General features: G+C 42.9%; 21 protein-coding genes and 1 pseudogene. 5 read left to right on the top strand and 17 right to left on the bottom strand.

The annotated features are described in order from the left end of the window. Nucleotides 1-80 precede the first annotated feature (80 nt). On the bottom strand, nt 81-1,058 hold the full coding sequence (locus LU297_RS07530) for a putative oxygenase MesX (RefSeq protein ID WP_263075917.1): 978 nt from the start codon (nt 1,056-1,058) through the stop codon (nt 81-83). Nucleotides 1,059-1,216: 158 nt separating this feature from the next. Further along, complete coding sequence (tsaD, locus tag LU297_RS07525) at nt 1,217-2,260, bottom strand: tRNA (adenosine(37)-N6)-threonylcarbamoyltransferase complex transferase subunit TsaD (protein ID WP_263075916.1); 1,044 nt, start codon at nt 2,258-2,260, stop codon at nt 1,217-1,219. A gap of 62 nt (nt 2,261-2,322) precedes the next feature. Here tsaD and LU297_RS07520 point away from each other — a divergent pair, with 62 nt between their 5' ends. Beyond that, on the top strand, nt 2,323-2,589 hold the full coding sequence (locus LU297_RS07520; protein WP_263075915.1) for a hypothetical protein: 267 nt from the start codon (nt 2,323-2,325) through the stop codon (nt 2,587-2,589). 85 nt (nt 2,590-2,674) lie between these two features. Then, nucleotides 2,675-4,900, top strand: a complete 2,226-nt coding sequence (locus tag LU297_RS07515) for an NADP-dependent isocitrate dehydrogenase (RefSeq protein ID WP_263075914.1) — start codon at nt 2,675-2,677, stop codon at nt 4,898-4,900. Nucleotides 4,901-5,003: 103 nt separating this feature from the next. On the opposite strand, the gene LU297_RS07510 is transcribed toward LU297_RS07515, so the two are convergent. The 7 genes from LU297_RS07510 to LU297_RS07480 all read right to left on the bottom strand — a co-directional run bounded on the left by LU297_RS07510 (nt 5,004) and on the right by LU297_RS07480 (nt 10,590). Further along, on the bottom strand, nt 5,004-6,011 hold the full coding sequence (locus LU297_RS07510; protein WP_263075913.1) for an LLM class flavin-dependent oxidoreductase: 1,008 nt from the start codon (nt 6,009-6,011) through the stop codon (nt 5,004-5,006). 198 nt (nt 6,012-6,209) lie between these two features. Then, entirely contained in the window at nt 6,210-7,334 is a 1,125-nt protein-coding gene (locus LU297_RS07505; RefSeq protein ID WP_263075912.1) for an NADH-dependent flavin oxidoreductase, read from the bottom strand. 18 nt (nt 7,335-7,352) lie between these two features. Then, on the bottom strand, nt 7,353-8,255 hold the full coding sequence (locus LU297_RS07500; RefSeq protein ID WP_263075911.1) for an SDR family oxidoreductase: 903 nt from the start codon (nt 8,253-8,255) through the stop codon (nt 7,353-7,355). Between the two features lie 36 nt (nt 8,256-8,291). Next, nucleotides 8,292-8,966, bottom strand: a complete 675-nt coding sequence (locus LU297_RS07495) for a nitroreductase (protein WP_263075910.1) — start codon at nt 8,964-8,966, stop codon at nt 8,292-8,294. Between the two features lie 110 nt (nt 8,967-9,076). Next, nucleotides 9,077-9,490, bottom strand: a complete 414-nt coding sequence (locus LU297_RS07490) for a MarR family winged helix-turn-helix transcriptional regulator (protein ID WP_263075909.1) — start codon at nt 9,488-9,490, stop codon at nt 9,077-9,079. 159 nt (nt 9,491-9,649) lie between these two features. After that, nucleotides 9,650-10,369, bottom strand: coding sequence for a CopM family metallochaperone (gene copM, locus LU297_RS07485; RefSeq protein ID WP_263075908.1), 720 nt, complete (start codon nt 10,367-10,369; stop codon nt 9,650-9,652). A gap of 77 nt (nt 10,370-10,446) precedes the next feature. Next, nucleotides 10,447-10,590, bottom strand: coding sequence for a hypothetical protein (locus LU297_RS07480; RefSeq protein ID WP_174521842.1), 144 nt, complete (start codon nt 10,588-10,590; stop codon nt 10,447-10,449). Between the two features lie 21 nt (nt 10,591-10,611). Between LU297_RS07480 and LU297_RS07475 the strand changes: the two genes are divergently transcribed. Next, nucleotides 10,612-11,175 carry a diacylglycerol kinase catalytic domain-containing protein gene (locus tag LU297_RS07475; protein ID WP_015431532.1) on the top strand — a complete coding sequence of 188 codons (564 nt, stop codon included), beginning with the start codon at nt 10,612-10,614 and terminating at the stop codon, nt 11,173-11,175. A gap of 2 nt (nt 11,176-11,177) precedes the next feature. Here LU297_RS07475 and tetR(H) read toward each other — a convergent pair whose 3' ends face one another. Then, nucleotides 11,178-11,801: a tetracycline resistance transcriptional repressor TetR(H) gene (gene tetR(H), locus LU297_RS07470; RefSeq protein ID WP_006248868.1), complete on the bottom strand. Its 624-nt coding sequence runs from the start codon at nt 11,799-11,801 to the stop codon at nt 11,178-11,180. A 91-nt stretch (nt 11,802-11,892) separates the two neighbouring features. On the opposite strand from tetR(H), the pseudogene tet(H) reads away from it, so the two are divergent. Beyond that, nucleotides 11,893-13,093, top strand: a pseudogene (tet(H), locus tag LU297_RS07465) (tetracycline efflux MFS transporter Tet(H)). A gap of 100 nt (nt 13,094-13,193) precedes the next feature. Here the strand turns inward: tet(H) and LU297_RS07460 are convergent. The 3 genes from LU297_RS07460 to LU297_RS07450 form a co-directional block, all read right to left on the bottom strand. Then, on the bottom strand, nt 13,194-13,526 hold the full coding sequence (locus tag LU297_RS07460; protein WP_176812283.1) for a DMT family transporter: 333 nt from the start codon (nt 13,524-13,526) through the stop codon (nt 13,194-13,196). A gap of 28 nt (nt 13,527-13,554) precedes the next feature. Continuing rightward, the gene (locus LU297_RS07455; RefSeq protein ID WP_176812284.1) at nt 13,555-13,998 is read right to left on the bottom strand and encodes a MarR family transcriptional regulator; all 444 of its coding nucleotides are present in this window, start codon (nt 13,996-13,998) and stop codon (nt 13,555-13,557) included. Nucleotides 13,999-14,149: 151 nt separating this feature from the next. After that, entirely contained in the window at nt 14,150-14,764 is a 615-nt protein-coding gene (locus LU297_RS07450; RefSeq protein WP_263075905.1) for a cation diffusion facilitator family transporter, read from the bottom strand. A gap of 71 nt (nt 14,765-14,835) precedes the next feature. Here LU297_RS07450 and LU297_RS07445 point away from each other — a divergent pair, with 71 nt between their 5' ends. Beyond that, nucleotides 14,836-15,234 carry a Cd(II)/Pb(II)-responsive transcriptional regulator gene (locus tag LU297_RS07445; protein ID WP_263075904.1) on the top strand — a complete coding sequence of 133 codons (399 nt, stop codon included), beginning with the start codon at nt 14,836-14,838 and terminating at the stop codon, nt 15,232-15,234. An 87-nt stretch (nt 15,235-15,321) separates the two neighbouring features. On the opposite strand, the gene LU297_RS07440 is transcribed toward LU297_RS07445, so the two are convergent. The 4 genes from LU297_RS07440 to LU297_RS07425 all read right to left on the bottom strand — a co-directional run bounded on the left by LU297_RS07440 (nt 15,322) and on the right by LU297_RS07425 (nt 16,849). Further along, the gene (locus LU297_RS07440; RefSeq protein WP_490713627.1) at nt 15,322-15,624 is read right to left on the bottom strand and encodes a DUF3147 family protein; all 303 of its coding nucleotides are present in this window, start codon (nt 15,622-15,624) and stop codon (nt 15,322-15,324) included. 41 nt (nt 15,625-15,665) lie between these two features. Continuing rightward, complete coding sequence (copM, locus tag LU297_RS07435) at nt 15,666-16,394, bottom strand: CopM family metallochaperone (protein ID WP_263075902.1); 729 nt, start codon at nt 16,392-16,394, stop codon at nt 15,666-15,668. A gap of 76 nt (nt 16,395-16,470) precedes the next feature. Beyond that, complete coding sequence (locus LU297_RS07430) at nt 16,471-16,614, bottom strand: hypothetical protein (RefSeq protein WP_174521842.1); 144 nt, start codon at nt 16,612-16,614, stop codon at nt 16,471-16,473. A gap of 91 nt (nt 16,615-16,705) precedes the next feature. Beyond that, nucleotides 16,706-16,849, bottom strand: a complete 144-nt coding sequence (locus tag LU297_RS07425) for a hypothetical protein (protein WP_263075901.1) — start codon at nt 16,847-16,849, stop codon at nt 16,706-16,708. Nucleotides 16,850-16,992 lie beyond the last annotated feature (143 nt).

Below are 16,992 nucleotides of genomic sequence, written 5' to 3'. Positions count from 1 at the left end.
AAAAATCAACATACAACTAAAAATCTAAATCAGCCGACCGTCATCATCGGCTGATTTTGTGATTTTACAAGAATATCTGGTTATTGATTGTTAAGCCAATTTTCCAAAATTTCTTTATATGGTTTGATAAAATGCTCTTCGGTGTATTTACCCTGTTTAATGGCAAGCTCTGTACGCTCCACACGGTCATAATCGACTTTGGTCAGTGAATAATCATCATAAGTCAAACTGCCTTTATAAGTTTGACCTGCCACCGAATTGGCGTTATAAATCTCTGGGCGATAAATTTTTTGGAACGCTTCCATCGTAGCAATAGTACCAATCAATTCCAAAGCGGTATAATCATTAAGCAAATCTGCGGTTTCATCATAATAAAACGCATATGGAGCAACCGAACCTTGTGGCATAAAATAACGCACTTTTAAGCCCATTTTAGCAAAATATTCATCGGTCAAAGAATAGTCATTTTGTACATATTCTACGCCTAAAATTGGGTGAATATTTGTGGTGCGATGATAGGTACGAGTGGTCGCCACACTTAGGCAAAGCACAGGTGGTTTTTCACCCCTAGCTTTATATTCTGGTGAATCAAGCAAGTATTTATACAGTTTACCATGCAAATCGCCATAGCCTTTTGGCACAGTAAATTCTGGCTTATCTTTATTATAATCTAGTAGCAAAACACTAAAATCATAATCACGGACAAATGATGAAAAACTATTACCGATAATACCGTCAATTTTCTTGCCCGTTTTGTTATCAATAATATATGTTTTTAACCATTCAAGACCAGAGAAGTATTCGCCCTCGCCCGCCACATCAATATCAATAGAGACGATTTCCAATTTGACCGAATAGCGGTCAGCATTTGGATTGTCCCAATTCGCCAAATCATTAAAACGATTGTTAATCATTTTGATGGTGTTTTGCAAATTTTGCTTACGGTTTTCGCCACGAGCCAAATTAGCAAAGTTGGTCGTCAAACGAGTGCTTTTGGCTGGCTCATAATTTTCATCAAAATCTAGGGTATGAACTTGACATTGAAATGCTGCGGTCATGGTAACACCTTGTTTGCTTGCCTTGAAAAGATGACTTATTAAACCATAAATTGTGTTTGAGTAAAATTGATATATTTTTCAAAAGAGTTGAAAATAATTCAATATATCACATCAGGCATTGCAATAACTAGGTTTTAGGCTGTCAAGATTTTAAAAAATCAGTCAAATTCTGCCACAGGTAATGTCTGCATATCCCATCTAGGCACACACGCCACCGACAAATCATCGCCCTGCCCTGCATGAAGTCGGCAAAAACCTGCATAAGCAATCATCGCACCATTATCCGTGCATAATTCTGGCGGAGCATAATAGACACTCGCCCCCATCTTGGCAAGGGCGGTTTCAAGAGTGCTTCTTAGACGCAAATTGGCAGACACACCTCCTGCAATGACAAGGCGTTTTAGGTTGGTTTGCGTGAGGGCTTTGGTGCATTTTTTGACCAAAGTATCCACCATTGCGTACTCAAAACTTGCTGCAATATCCGCTCGCACTTTCTCATCATTGTCTGCATTTGGCGTGTCTTTGATGAGATTATGCACCGCCGTCTTCATGCCGCTGAACGAAAAATCCAATCCCTTGCCCAGCATTGGTCGAGGTAATTGATAAGCCTTAGGATTGCCCGTCATTGCCAGTTTGGCGACATTAGGCCCTCCTGGATAAGGCAAGCCTAGCATCTTGGCAGTTTTGTCAAAACACTCGCCTGCTGCATCATCAATCGACTCGCCCAGCACCGTGTACCGACCGACACCATCAGCACGCACCAGCATCGTATGCCCACCAGAAACCAGCAAACAAACAAAAGGAAAAGCCACCTCATCGCCTGTCATCATCGGAGCCAGCAGATGTCCTTCCATGTGATGTACACCAATGGCTGGTACGCCCCACGCATAGGCAAGTGTGCGACCAAATAACGCTCCCGTCATCAATGCCCCAATCAAGCCTGGACCTTTGGTATAAGCAACAGCATCAATGGCAGATTTATCAATCTGTGCTTTGGCAAACAGCTCATCTAATAGTGGGACAAGTTTTCGGATATGATCTCTACTGGCAAGCTCTGGCACGACACCACCATAAGTGGCATGCAGCTCAATCTGGCTATACAACACTTGGGCAAGTACGCCACCCTTGCCGTCATTCATCGTGCTGTCATAAATCGCAAGCCCTGTCTCATCACAGGAAGTTTCCAAACCTAATACTTTCATCGTGTTTATCATCATGGGTTGATTTTTGTGGCATTATAACACAGATTTTCTTTGGATTTTTGATGGACATGGTTGATTTTTCATTGGGTATTTTATCTATTTATGATAAAGCCATAGGCATTGCCATAAATGATTTGAGTTTTGATTTTTGGCGTAGTGCATTGATTGGTGTGGTCAAATCAATGAAAATTGGCAATCAACCAATCGCTCAACACCCATCAGATGACGACCACCCATCAAGACAAATCAAGGATTGGATAGTAAATATTATCTCTTATGATGATTTGATGATTTTTTATGATAAATTATCCGACAATTCCTTTGATTGAGTAGGCAAAACACGGAAAATGTGGCATAATACACAAGTTTATCATGATTTATAAACAGTTATAAACAAACCAATAAGGAGTTTTTATGAGCAAATCTACCATTGTCTATACCCATACAGACGAAGCACCAGCATTAGCAACCTATTCTTTGTTGCCAATCATTCGTGCATTTGGTCAGACTGCTGACATCGAGTTTGTTACCAGCGATATTTCTTTGGCGGGTCGTATCCTGTCTCAATTCCCTGAATACCTAAACGAAGAACAACGCATTCCTGATGCTCTTGCCCAGCTTGCCCAACTGGTTACCAAGCCAGAAGCCAACATCATCAAACTACCTAACATCAGTGCTTCTGTGCCACAACTTTTGGCAGCCATCAAAGAATTGCAAGCCAAAGGCTATGCCCTGCCTGACTACCCAACCAACCCACAAACAGACGAAGAACGCAGCATTCAAAGTCGCTATGACAAAATCAAAGGTTCAGCGGTCAATCCTGTATTGCGTGAAGGCAACTCTGACCGCCGTGCCCCTAATGCCGTGAAAAACTTCGCCAAAAAATATCCACACAGCATGGGTACATGGACAGCCGACAGCAAATCTCATGTTGCCACAATGACGCACGGCGACTTTTTCCACAATGAGCAGTCATACACCACCGCTGATGCAGACACTGTTTCTATCATCTTTACAGACAAAGCAGGCAACAAGTCAGAACTTCGCAGTCCAGTTGCCCTAAAAGCAGGCGAAATCATCGACACCACCGTCATGAGTAAAAAAGCTCTGGTTGCTTTCCTAAAAGAACAAATCCAAGATGCCAAAGACAAAGGCGTGTTGTTCTCACTACACATGAAAGCCACGATGATGAAAGTCTCTGACCCTATCATCTTTGGTCATGCGGTCAAGGCGTTCTTTGCTCCTGTGTTTGAACAATATGGCGACAAACTTGCCGCTGCTGGTATTGATGTGAATAACGGTTTTGGCAACCTACTATCTAATCTTGACAAACTTGATGCCGACACTCGTGCTGGCGTTGAGCAAGCCATCAATGACGCTTATGCCAACGGTCCTGATATGGCGATGGTTGATAGCGATAAAGGCATCACCAACCTACATGTACCAAGCGATGTGATTGTCGATGCTTCTATGCCAGCCATGATTCGTAACTCTGGTCGCATGTGGGACAAAAATGGCAATGCCCAAGACACCAAAGCGGTCATTCCTGACAGTAGCTACGCTGGCATTTATCAGGCAGTGATTGATTTTTGTCGTGAACATGGTGCATTTGACCCAACCACCATGGGTAGCGTACCTAATGTCGGCTTGATGGCTCAAAAAGCAGAAGAGTACGGTTCGCACGACAAGACTTTTGAAATCAAAGCCGATGGTAAAGTTGAAGTGTTCAACCAAGCAGGTCAGCTCATCACTAGCCACGCTGTCGAAGCTGGCGACATCTGGCGTATGTGCCAAACCAAAGACGCTCCAATCAAAGACTGGGTCAAATTGGCGGTCAATCGTGCCAGACTAAGCAACACCCCAGCCGTGTTCTGGCTAGATGAGAAACGCCCACATGACGCCAGTTTGATTGCCAAAGTCAAGCAATACTTGGGCGAGATGGACATCAGCGGTTTGGATTTGCGTGTACTATCGCCAGTGGAAGCAACCAAATTCTCGCTACAACGCCTAAAAGCTGGTGAAAACACCATCTCTGTTACAGGCAATGTGTTGCGTGATTATCTGACCGACCTATTCCCAATCTTGGAGCTTGGCACTTCTGCCAAAATGCTATCCATCGTACCATTGATGAATGGTGGCGGTATGTTTGAGACTGGTGCTGGCGGTTCTGCACCTAAACATGTACAGCAATTCAACGAAGAAAACCACTTGCGTTGGGACAGCTTGGGCGAGTTTTTGGCATTGGCAGTATCATTTGAACACCTTGCCCAAACCACAGGCAACACCAAAGCACAAGTGCTGGCAGAGACATTAGACATTGCCACCGAGCAACTACTACTGGCAGACAAATCGCCACGCCGCAAAGTAGGCGAACTGGACAACCGTGGTAGTCATTTCTATTTGGCATTGTACTGGGCTCAAGAACTTGCCAAGCAAACCAAAGACAGCCAGATTGCTGCCAAGTTTGCCCCTGTGGCACAAGCTCTGAGCGACAACGAGACCACCATCGTTGAAGAACTAAACCAAGCACAAGGCGTAGCAACTGACATCGGTGGTTACTATGCACCAGACTTCGATAAAGCAAGTCAAGCAATGCGTCCAAGTGCCACACTAAATCAGGTATTAAGCCTACTAGGTTAATTTAAAACCACAAAAAACCGCTCCATCGCTGGGGCGGTTTTTTTATGAATCCGATTTGACGGTTTGGATTGTATCCATGCTGACAAGCGGTGTTTTATTTCACTTACAACTCATCAACCATTTCTTTAAACAACTGATAAGCATAATGCTGTTTGTCTTCATCAAAAATATAATTGGTTAAAATCAGCTCATCAACATTGAGTTTATTTTGAAAATGGGTTAGTTGTTGTTTAACACTTGCCTTATCGCCCACAAATGAGCCAGCCAGCATTGCCATTGCCGCCTGTTTTTCGCTAGGCGACCACAAAGCGTCCATATCAGGCACAGGCGGACACACGCCACGAGAGGTGCCACGCACCAAATCCCAAAAGAGCTGTTGAAGGCTTGTTTGCAAAAAGTGGGCTTCATCGTCTGTATCCGCCACCACCGCATTGACACAGACCATCATATAAGGGGCATCTAACACAGCAGACGGTTTAAATTCTTGGCGATAAATCTCTACCGCCATATCCAGCATTCTAGGGGCAAAATGGGCAGCAAAGGCATAAGGCAAGCCAAGTCGCCCTGCCAAATACGCACTCTCAACGCTTGACCCCAAAATATACAAAGGCATATTTAAACCCATCGCAGGATAGGCTTTGACTTGCCCTTGTACGCTGTCATCGCCAAAGTAGCGTTGCAGTTCACTGATGTCGCTGGCAAATTCATCAGACACATCTCGCCTGCCTCTCCGTAGGGCAAGGGCGGTCATTGGGTCGGTGCCAGGGGCTCGCCCAAGCCCCAAATCCACCCTGTCGCCATACAAGGTTTTAAGCGTGCCGTACTGTTCGGCAACTTGCAAAGGGCTGTGGTTGGGGAGCATTACGCCACCGCTACCAACACGGATTTTTTGTGTTTGTGAAAGCGTGTGGGCGATGAGAATTTGTGTGGCAGAACTTGCCAAATGGGGCATATTGTGGTGTTCGGCAATCCAAAATCGTTTAAAATCAAGTATTTCTAAATGTTGAGCCAATCGCACCATAGCGTCAATGGCATCTTTGGCGGTTTGTCCTTGACGCATTGGGGCAAGGTTTAGGGCGGAAAGTGTGGGGGTTTTAATGGTGTGGGACATCGTTTATCCTAATATCTTCATTTCATACGCCAATAGTGTAACAGATTGATGATATGATAAAAAATGGATTATTTTGATAAGTGCTTATTATTAAAAATGATAATAGGGATTTTACAAAGCTGCCTGAAAAGCATAGCGGGCAGCAAAAAGTAAAAAACACCGCTTGAATTAAAAACCCAAACGGCATTTTATGATTTATCACACATTCAAAGGCGTATGCGGTTTGCCTTTGACAGGGGGCAACCAATTTCCGCCATCGCAATTATATTGCCAAAGCAAATCAGGATAGCCGTAATGGTCGGCGCGCTCAGGGTCAAATTCACTTTCAATGTCGCCATAGCGTTGTTCTTGGAGCAAAGTGGCGATGTTTGGGTTTAACATTACCGCCTTGCCAAGTGCCAACAACTCACAAAATCCTGTGGCAAACGCCTGTTCAATCGCTTCGCCTGTCAGCAAATTACCCACGCCAATCAAAGGCAATTTTCCGCCAATGCGAGCGTGAATTTGCTCAATGCGGGTTTTGGTTTCATCTGCCCCACGCCGTGCTTTGTTATAAAAATCCCACAGCGAAATGTGCAAATATTGGAGCGGTTTATCCACCAAATTATCAATTAAATCAAAGGTATCTGCCATTGTCAGACCCTTGTCGCCAGCCTCTTCGGGCGAAAAACGATAGCCAATGATAAAGTCGGATTTGCCGTGTTTTTCACGCACCGCACACACCGCATCAACAATCGCCAAAGGAAAACGCAAGCGATTTTCAAGGTTGCCGCCCCATTCATCGGTGCGATGATTAAATTCGCGTGAGAAAAATTGTTGAATGAGATAGGCGTTCGCCCCGTGAATTTCTACCCCGTCAAAGCCTGCACGGATTGCCAAATCGGTTGCGTTGGCAAATGCTTGAATTAACTCGTGAATTTCTGCTACGCTTGCTTCTCGTGTGCCACTTTCATCGTGTGGGCTGGCTGAAATTTTGTCTTTGCCGTTTAAATCTTTAATGGCGTGAATGCCACCGTGATGAATTTGCAAAATGGCTTTTGTGCCTTGATTTGTAAGGATTTTTGCTGTCTCTGTTAGGCTTGCCAAATGCGTCTCATCAAGGGCAGACGGCTGACCAAAAAACGCCTTACCACTGTCCGCCACCAAAGTCGCCGCCGTGATAAACATTCCCATATTTTCGCCACGATTTGAAATAAAGGTGCGTTCTTGCTCGCCCAGCGTGCCGTCAGGATTGGAACCCAAATGGGTCATCGGGGCAACCACAAGGCGGTTTTTGATTGTTACGCCATTATTTAGCGTCAAAGGGGTAAATAAATTGCTCATTGTTAAGCCTTTTAAAAATTATGATTGTGTTGCCGATTGGATAATCGCATCTTTGTGTTCTAGCAAATGTTCACGCAAGGTTTTGGCAGGACGACCAAGCACATAAGGAATGTCATTGCGAATTGCCCCGATACTTCCCAAACGGTTATCCAGCACTTGCGTAACAAATTCTATATTGGCACGGGCGTACTGGCTTTCAATCGGAAAATCAGGCACATCAATCATCGCACGAAAATCATCAAGGTTTTTGTGTTCCAATGTGATATTTAACCCTGTGATTTCATTCATCATTGCCACAATTTCTTTGCCATTATAACTTTCTACACTTAACCAATAATTTTGCCCTGCGTGCTTGTCTTGTCCGTCAATCAATACTTTGGCACTGACTGCCGCAATATCGCTTGATGCGACCAGTCCAATTCGGCGGTCATCAAAATAAGTGGTGTAGCTCAAATTTTTTGGCATATAAAGCCCTGTAATGGCTTCCATAAACATATTGGGGTGAATGTGTGTCCAAGCAATGCCACTGGCTTCAATGTAGGTTTCAATCAGTTGATGCCAAGTAAAATGCGTGCTGGTGCAATCCCATTCGGCAAAAATACCGATATGGACGATGTGCTTAACCCCTGCTTTTTTGGCGGCATCTACCAAAGTTTTGCTTTGGGCGAGCATTGCCACCGTATAGCCTGTTAACAGAAACACCCGCTCCACACCTGCCAAAGCAAGGGCGAAAGTCTGCGGTTTGTCCAAATCCAGATAGACCGCATCTTTACCTTCACTTTTCAGTTTGGCGACTGTATCCAAATTGCGGGAAGGAATGCGGACATTGACCGTTCCGTTTGCTTCTAATTCTCTGACGACTTGTTTGCCGATTGTGCCTGTCGCACCCAGCACAAGCACGGTTGGTTTTTGAATGTTCATATTTTTCTCTTTAAAATAAAATTACCAATGCACTTATTACCAATGTAACTTGGCACTCTCCGCCACAGGCACACGCCCCAAATGGTGTTTGTTTTGCATTGCGTCCCAGTCAGGATAGCCAAAGGCAATGCCGTGCAACAATTTGTAATCGTCCGAAATGCCCAATTCTTCACGCACATCATTGGCAAACATCGCAAGGGCAAGCTGGGGAATGCCACCAAAGCCACGAGCCGTCAAGGACAGCAAAAAAGTTTGCGAATACATACCGACATCGCTGGCGATATTGACATCGTGTCCGTCAATCGCGGGCATAAACAAAAACGCCATATGCGGAGCCCCGTAGCCGATGATGTTGTCGTCATAGACCACTTGGCGACCCGCTTTGTCTTCGCGGGCAATGCCGTAGCAAGTGGTGAAAACGTGGCTGTATTGGTTACGCCAACGCGGTTCGTAATCGCCCTTGTATTTTTCTTGGTTAAACTCAAAATCGGCATCGTTGCGACCTGCGTTAAAAGTCTTTTGAAAACGAGCCTTTAAACGCTCCAAAGTTTCGCCAGACGCAATATGTACCAGCCAAGGCTGGGTATTGCACGCGGACGGGGCGTGTTGAGCGTCCGCCAAAATGGCTTGAATTTGGCTTTCGGTCATTGGCGTGGGCAAAAATTTGCGAATGGATTGACGGGTGCGAACCGTGGTTTCAAAGTCTAACATTTTGGATTACTCCGCTTGATGATTGATTGATGAAATTATTATAGTTTAAAATTAAATTGTGTGCAATGTTCATTTTTGGAAAGCTGATTTTCAAAAATGGAAACGCCATTTTACTTTAACTGAATGGCAATTTTTTGTAAGACCGCCACTTCATCAGCCGTTAAATTTAAGCAATCCGCCACTTGATTGGGGATATTGACCGCCTGATGTTCCAACGCTCGCCCTTGATTGGTCAGCGTGATGATGACGGTGCGTTCATCTGTTTGACTTCTTGTTCGGGCGATTAAGTCTTTGCTTTGTAAGCGTTTTAAAAGTGGGGTTAAAGTACCGCTATCAAGGTGCAATTTGTCGCCAATCTCGCCCACGCTTTGCTCGCCAAATTCCCACAGCACCAGCATTACCAAGTATTGCGGATAGGTCAAATCCAATTCGTCCAAAAAGGGCGAATATTTGCGGACGATTTCTTTGGCAATGGCATAAAGCGGAAAGCAGATTTGGTTGGATAGGCGTAATTGTTCGTACATTGGGCAAACTCGTTTGGAAAAAGTGCGACTATTTTAGCTTAAAATTAAATTGTTTAAAATATATTTGTGGGGAATATTTTTTTCAGGCAGCCTGAAAATCATTTTGCCAATAAAAAACACCGCTTTTATTTTAAAAACGGTGCTTTTGCCTTATTGCCCCTACTGTTTTAGCCAGTCTTGCATCAGCTTAATTTCAGGCTCTTGGGCATTGATGATTTGCTTTGCCAAATCCTGCATTGCTTTATCTTTGCCGTATTCTAATTGCACTTTTGCCATATTAACCGCTCCCTTGTGGTGGGGAATCATCGCTTTGGCAAAGGCGACATCAGGGTCGGTCTCATAAATTGCCGTCATCATTTCGCTGTGTGAATTGTCCAAGGCATAGGCTTTGGCGTGTGGGGCGTTGGCGTTTTGGGTGGTCGTGTCTTTGCCATTCAGCCAGCCATTCATCAAGTCAATTTCGGCTTGTTGTCCATCAATAATCGCTTGGGCAAGCTTTCGCATTGTTTCATCTTTACCATATTCAAGCTGTACTTTTGCCATTTCCACTGCTCCGATATGGTGCGGAATCATACCTTTGGCAAAAGCGGTATCAGCATCGGCAAGATTGCCCGCTTTGCTCATCTCATCGCCCATCTTGTTCATCATTGCAAGATAGGCTTGGGTATGGGGCGGAGCATTTTGAGTGTCCATTGCCATAGCAGAGTGGTTCATATTGGCGTGGTTGTTTGTGGTGTCGTGAGTGCTTTGGGTGTAGTTGCTATCGCCTGCATTAGAATGCGTTGGTATATCGTTTTTGGCATTACCACAAGCGGTCAAAGTCGCCAAAATAAGGGCAAGGGCAGATAATTGTACGGCACGGTTTTTAAACATTTTCATTACAGTTTTCCTTATCAAAATGGGATTTGGCAAACATTGGGCAAACATAAGTCCGCCCAATGTTTTTAGCTAATCAATTACTTGCAATCACAATCGCCACAAGTGCAGTTTTGACAAATGCACGGCTCGCCATTTTGGCAGTTGCATTTTGGATTGCAATTTTGCCCTGTGCAAGATTGGCAACCGCAGTGGGCGTTTGGGTTTTTGATGATGTCGTTCATAACAATTCTCCAAATTAAAGGTTGATTATCAAAACAAAAACCGTTTTTAAACCCATTAATAAAAAAATGCCATTTAAAACGGTCACTTTTGCACAAGCAACAACCAATGATGGTCAATCCTTATTAGCGGTTAATGACTTATTTATTGGCCCTAAAAGCCACACTTCCGCACAGTATATTTTGCAATGGAATGGCGCTGAAGAAGTGCAATCTTCATCAGGCATTATTGTATCAACAGGATTGGGATCAACGGGGTGGTTTCAATCTATTCTTGCTGGTGCGATGGCAATTACAGGAGAAGCTTCGCACCCTCTATTACAAGGCTTTAGCTGGAGTGATCGAAAGCTACAATTTAGTGTAAGAGAGCCATTTCCAAGTAGAACAACAGGTGTTGCACTGACTTTTGGCACTATTGAGCCTGACTCACCACTGCAATTAGGATCTTTGATGCCAGAGAATGGCGTAATTTTCTCTGATGGCATCGAAGATGACTATTTACAATTTAATGCAGGTTGTATTGCTCACATTGGTATCGCTGACATACAAGGGCAACTAATTAGCCAAAAAGGGCGTCAGCGAATTTAGATTTATTTAGCGCTCTTTAATACTGTTTCAAGTCCAGAGATCATCACATCAAGGACAAACAAAAATGCAGCATCACCATTATCACTATCCATAATTGCAACGGCTTGGGTTAATAATGGCGGATAGGCAACAGTATCCGTCTCTACTTTTTCACGCTCTTTTTGGCTTTCTTGATGCTCTTGAGTTTCCAGTACGGAGCCTAATGTAAAATGCGCAATAGAGCTTAATGCATACACGGCTTGAGATAGACTAAACCCAGCATCACACAAAAACTGTAGTTGCTGTTCTGATGTCTCAAATTGACTTTCAGAGGGGCGTGTTCCCGCATGAATTTTGCCACCATCACGATACATTAATAAGGCTTGGCGGAAGCTTTTCGCGTTATTTCGCAAAAAGTCCTGCCATGTTTCATTCGGCAATGGCAAAACATGATGATGGTGCTTTTGCAAAATAGTTTCTGCTAATGCATCTAACAAAGCGCGTTTATTTTTTACATGCCAATACAATGTGGGTTGTTCCACACCTATTTTTTGCGCCAGCTTACGCGTTGTTAATCCTTCAATACCAACTTCATTAAGTAAAATCAACGCATTATCAATAACTTGTTCTTTATCTAGCTTTGCCATTACCTACCTCAAAATAAAATAGCCTTGACAATCTATCACTGATAGAGATATATTACACCCACTCTATCACTGATAGATTTTTAGGATCTCAATGAATAAATCAATTATTATTATACTGCTGATCACCGTATTAGATGCCATTGGTATCGGGCTTATCATGCCAGTACTCCCTACTCTATTAAATGAATTTGTCAGTGAAAATTCACTGGCAACCCATTACGGTGTGCTATTAGCGCTCTATGCTACCATGCAGGTTATTTTTGCTCCTATTCTAGGACGACTGTCTGATAAATACGGCAGAAAACCCATCTTGCTGTTTTCCCTTTTAGGCGCGGCACTCGACTATCTTTTAATGGCATTCTCAACCACACTTTGGATGCTCTATATTGGGCGCATCATTGCGGGGATCACAGGCGCAACAGGTGCCGTATGTGCATCAGCGATGAGTGATGTGACTCCCGCTAAAAATCGAACTCGCTATTTTGGTTTCTTAGGTGGTGCTTTTGGTGTTGGCCTTATTATCGGCCCAATGCTAGGGGGATTATTAGGTGATATCAGTGCTCATATGCCATTTATTTTTGCCGCTATTTCACACTCGATATTATTAATACTCTCTTTGCTCTTTTTCCGAGAAACACAAAAAAGAGAAGCGCTTGTTGCCAATAGGACACCTGAAAACCAAACTGCCTCAAATACAGTCACTGTTTTTTTTAAGAAAAGCCTCTACTTTTGGTTAGCAACCTATTTTATTATCCAGCTTATCGGGCAAATTCCTGCCACCATCTGGGTGCTGTTTACACAATATCGTTTTGATTGGAACACAACTTCTATCGGTATGTCTTTGGCGGTTCTGGGTGTATTACATATTTTCTTTCAGGCGATTGTCGCTGGGAAATTGGCACAAAAATGGGGCGAAAAAACCACCATTATGATCAGTATGTCTATTGATATGATGGGCTGTTTATTATTAGCGTGGATAGGCCACGTTTGGGTCATCTTACCAGCATTAATTTGCTTAGCGGCAGGAGGTATGGGGCAACCCGCATTACAAGGTTATTTATCAAAATCTGTCGATGATAATGCGCAAGGGAAATTACAAGGTACTCTGGTGAGCCTAACCAATATTACCGGGATCATTGGTCCCCTTTTATTTGCCTTTATTTATAGTTATAGCGTCGCTTATTGGGATGGTCTGTTATGGCTGATGGGGGCAATACTTTATGCTATGTTGCTTATTACCGCTTATTTTCACCAAAGAAAACACACCTAAAGCTGTTATTTCAACCCCTTAATACTAGAAATTATAAAGATCATAAAAGTCCTGTCCGCTCTTAATAACGTTGATAGGACTTTATTTTTATCGCTTGAATTTTCCCCCAAGCGGTGTTTTTTTTAATGCCCACCCATTTTGGACAGCGTATTCATCATTATCACACCTGCCAAAATCAAGCCAATGCTCGCAATTCCCCAAAAATCGACCTTTTCGCCAAACACCACCACGCCCACAATCGCCGTCAAAACCAAGCCCACGCCAGACCAAATCGCATACGCCATTCCCAAAGGAATGCTTTTTAACGCCAATGACAGCAAATAAAACGCCAAGCCAAAACCCAGCACAAAACCAATACTCGGCAAAGGCTTACTAAACCCTTGTGATAATTTTAGCATCGTAGAGCCAAATACTTCGCAAACAATGGCAATCGCCAAAAAAACAGACCAATGCATAAAAATCTCCAAAATAAAAAGTTAAAAATTAATTTTCCAAACGCTGTGCCAGCATTTTTTGCAACGCATTCATTTCATTGAGCAAAAATACAAGTCGTTCAATGCCAAATTCATCAATCACTTGCCCTTCCTGCCTTAATAAAGGGGCGATAATCGGGCGGGCAAACGCTTTGCCTTTATCGGTCAAAGAAATGACTTTTTCTCGTTTGTTATTTTCTTTGACATCGCTTGCGATGAAACCGTCCGTTTCAAGGCGTTTGCACAAGCTGTTAATGGTTTGTTTGGCAAGATGATATTTGTCGGCAATGTATTTTTGCGTGGCTTGTTCTTGCGTCCAGAGTGTATAAAATATGGCAAGTTCATTGGCGTTCATCTGATGATTTTTGGCAAAAACTGCATAACTTAAATTGACCTGCGTGCAAACATCGCCAATTTGTTCCAACAGATTGGGGGAATGGTTAAAAGTTGTCATAAAAATAGTCCGAAAATTGACCTTGAAACTATTATAGTCAATTTTCAGACTGTATGCAAGTTTTTTTTGTAAAGAAATGTTATTTTCAGGCTGTCTGAAAGTTTTTAAAATAAAAACACCGCTTGAACATCAATCCAAACGGTGTTTTAAATTAGCTGACTTTTAATTCCGCCCAAGCCCTTTTGATGATTTCTTGACTGGCTTGTAATGCCAAAAATGCCAAAACAAACGCCACAATTAAATCAGGATATTTTGATTGAAAAAAATAAACTGCCATACCCGCCAAAATTACCGCCACATTACCAATCGCATCGTTTCGGGAACACACCCACACACTGCGGACATTGCTGTCGCCATCACGAAATTTTAATAATATCAACAATGCCGACACATTGACCCATAACGCCAAAAATCCCACAATGCTCATTTCAGAATAACTGGGCATTTCCCCATAAAACACACGATAAATGGTCGTCATTAAAATAAATAAACCAAAACCGCCCATCGTTAGCCCCTTAACCATAGATGCTTTGGCTCGGTAACTTAACGCCATTGGCAAAACAATCAAACTTATTAAATAATTGGCACTGTCGCCCAAGAAATCCAAACTGTCCGACAACAGCGAAGTTGAACCCGATTTCACCCCCATCACAATTTCCACAAAAAACATTGATAAATTTAATATCAAGACAATCCACAAGGCTTTTTTGTACTTGGGCGATTGATGAATGGGCTGATTTGAACCACAACAATTTTGGCACGCCATTTTTTTGCTCCTGTTTTAAGATGAAATTTGCTATACTATAAACTCCGTAGTCATTACAGAGTCAAGCCAAAATGTCAAAATTTTTTAAAATAAAACAAGCCAGTGAACAAACAGGCGTACATTTGGAAACCATTCGTTATTATGAAAAACAAGGTTTAATCAGCCCCACGCACCAACAAAATGGCTATCGTGTATTTGACGAACAAACACTTGCTCAATTACGCTTTATCAAAGCCTGTCGCAATATCGGTTTTTCTTTAAATAACATCAAAACACTGTTGCAATTACAACAAACGCCTACCAAACAATGCAATGAAGTCAATGCACTTGCCGAGCAACATTTGGCATATTTGGACGAACAAATCACACAATTGCAACAAGTTAAAACTTTTTTAATGCAATTTGTGGGTTGTGAAAATAAAACGGTTGATAAGTGTCAGATTATTCAAGGTATTAAAGAAAAAGAATAGCGGAATATTTTTCAGGCAGCCTGAAAATTATTTCTCATAAAAAACACCGCTTGTTTTGTTTTTAAAACAAACTCAAACGGTGTTTTGTTAAATCAGCACAATCCCCACCTTACCAAGCCCCCACGCATACACGCCAAAAAACACAAGCGTTGCCAAAACCGACACCCCCATCGCCAAGCCAAAACCCAGTTTGGGCAAAAGGTAAGGAAAAATCACAAAAAACGGCAAACTACCCAGCACATACCAAAAAGTATAATAAGCGTGATTGCCAATTTTTTGAATGGACGCATTTTCTACAAACAACCAAAATAGAACCAGCATTGTCATTATTGGGAGTGATGAGATGAGCGAATCCAATTTATCGCTTCGTTTGGCGATTTCTGACACCATCACCACCAAAAAGGCGGTAATGGCGTATTTAAGTCAAATGTTCATCGTCCTTGCCCTTTAAGCCAATCTTCCATCAGCTTAATTTCAGGCTCTTGGGCATTGATGATTTGCTTTGCCAAATCCTGCATTGCTTTATCTTTGCCGTATTCTAATTGCACTTTTGCCATATTAACCGCTCCCTTGTGGTGGGGAATCATCGCTTTGGCAAAGGCGACATCAGGGTCGGTCTCATAAATTGCCGTCATCATTTCGCTGTGTGAATTGTCCAAGGCATAGGCTTTGGCGTGTGGGGCGTTGGCGTTTTGGGTGGTCGTGTCTTTGCCATTCAGCCAGCCATTCATCAAGTCAATTTCGGCTTGTTGTCCATCAATAATCGCTTGGGCAAGCTTTCGCATTGTTTCATCTTTACCATATTCAAGCTGTACTTTTGCCATTTCCACTGCTCCGATATGGTGCGGAATCATACCTTTGGCAAAAGCGGTATCAGCATCGGCAAGATTGCCCGCTTTGCTCATCTCATCGCCCATCTTGTTCATCATTGCAAGATAGGCTTGGGTATGGGGCGGAGCATTTTGAGTGTCCATCGCCATAGCAGAGTGGTTCATATTGGCGTGGTTGTTTGTGGTGTCGTGAGTGCTTTGGGTGTAGTTATTGTCGCCCACCATCGAGTGCGTCGGTACTTCGTTTTTGCCGTCGGCACAAGCGGTTAAAGTTGCCAAAACAACAGCGGCAGCGACAAGATGTACGGCACGGTTTTTGATGAATGTCATTGGATTCTCCTTGTCAAAATGGGATTTGGCAAACATTGGACAAACATAAGTCCGCCCAATGTTTTTAGTTAATCAATTACTTGCAATCACAATCGCCACAAGTGCAGTTTTGACAAATGCACGGCTCGCCATTTTGGCAGTTGCATTTTGGATTGCAATTTTGCCCTGTGCAAGATTGGCAACCGCAGTGGGCGTTTGGGTTTTTGATGATGTCGTTCATAACAATTCTCCAAATTAAAGGTTGATTATCAAAATGGGATTTGGCAAACATTGGACAAACATAAGTCCGCCCAATGTTTTTAGTTAATCAATTACTTGCAATCACAATCGCCACAAGTGCAGTTTTGACAAATGCACAGCTCGCCATTTTGGCAGTTGCATTTTGGATTGCAATTTTGCCCTGTGCAAGATTGGCAACCGCAGTGGGCGTTTGGGTTTTTGATGATGTCGTTCATAACAATTCTCCAAATTAAAGGTTGATTATCAAAACAAAAACCGTTTTTAAACCACTAAAAACATTGCTTTTTTGTTTTGATGAGCGTATCATAAAACCTAACCTTGCGTTAGGGTCAAGGATTATTTTTGCGGATTGACAATT

Origin of the sequence: Moraxella nasicaprae (assembly GCF_025643275.1) — a bacterium.
GTDB classification, from domain to species: domain Bacteria; phylum Pseudomonadota; class Gammaproteobacteria; order Pseudomonadales; family Moraxellaceae; genus Moraxella; species Moraxella nasicaprae.
The sequence above is the reverse complement of the archived record's forward strand: the minus strand, read 5'-3'. Positions and strand labels throughout refer to the sequence as shown.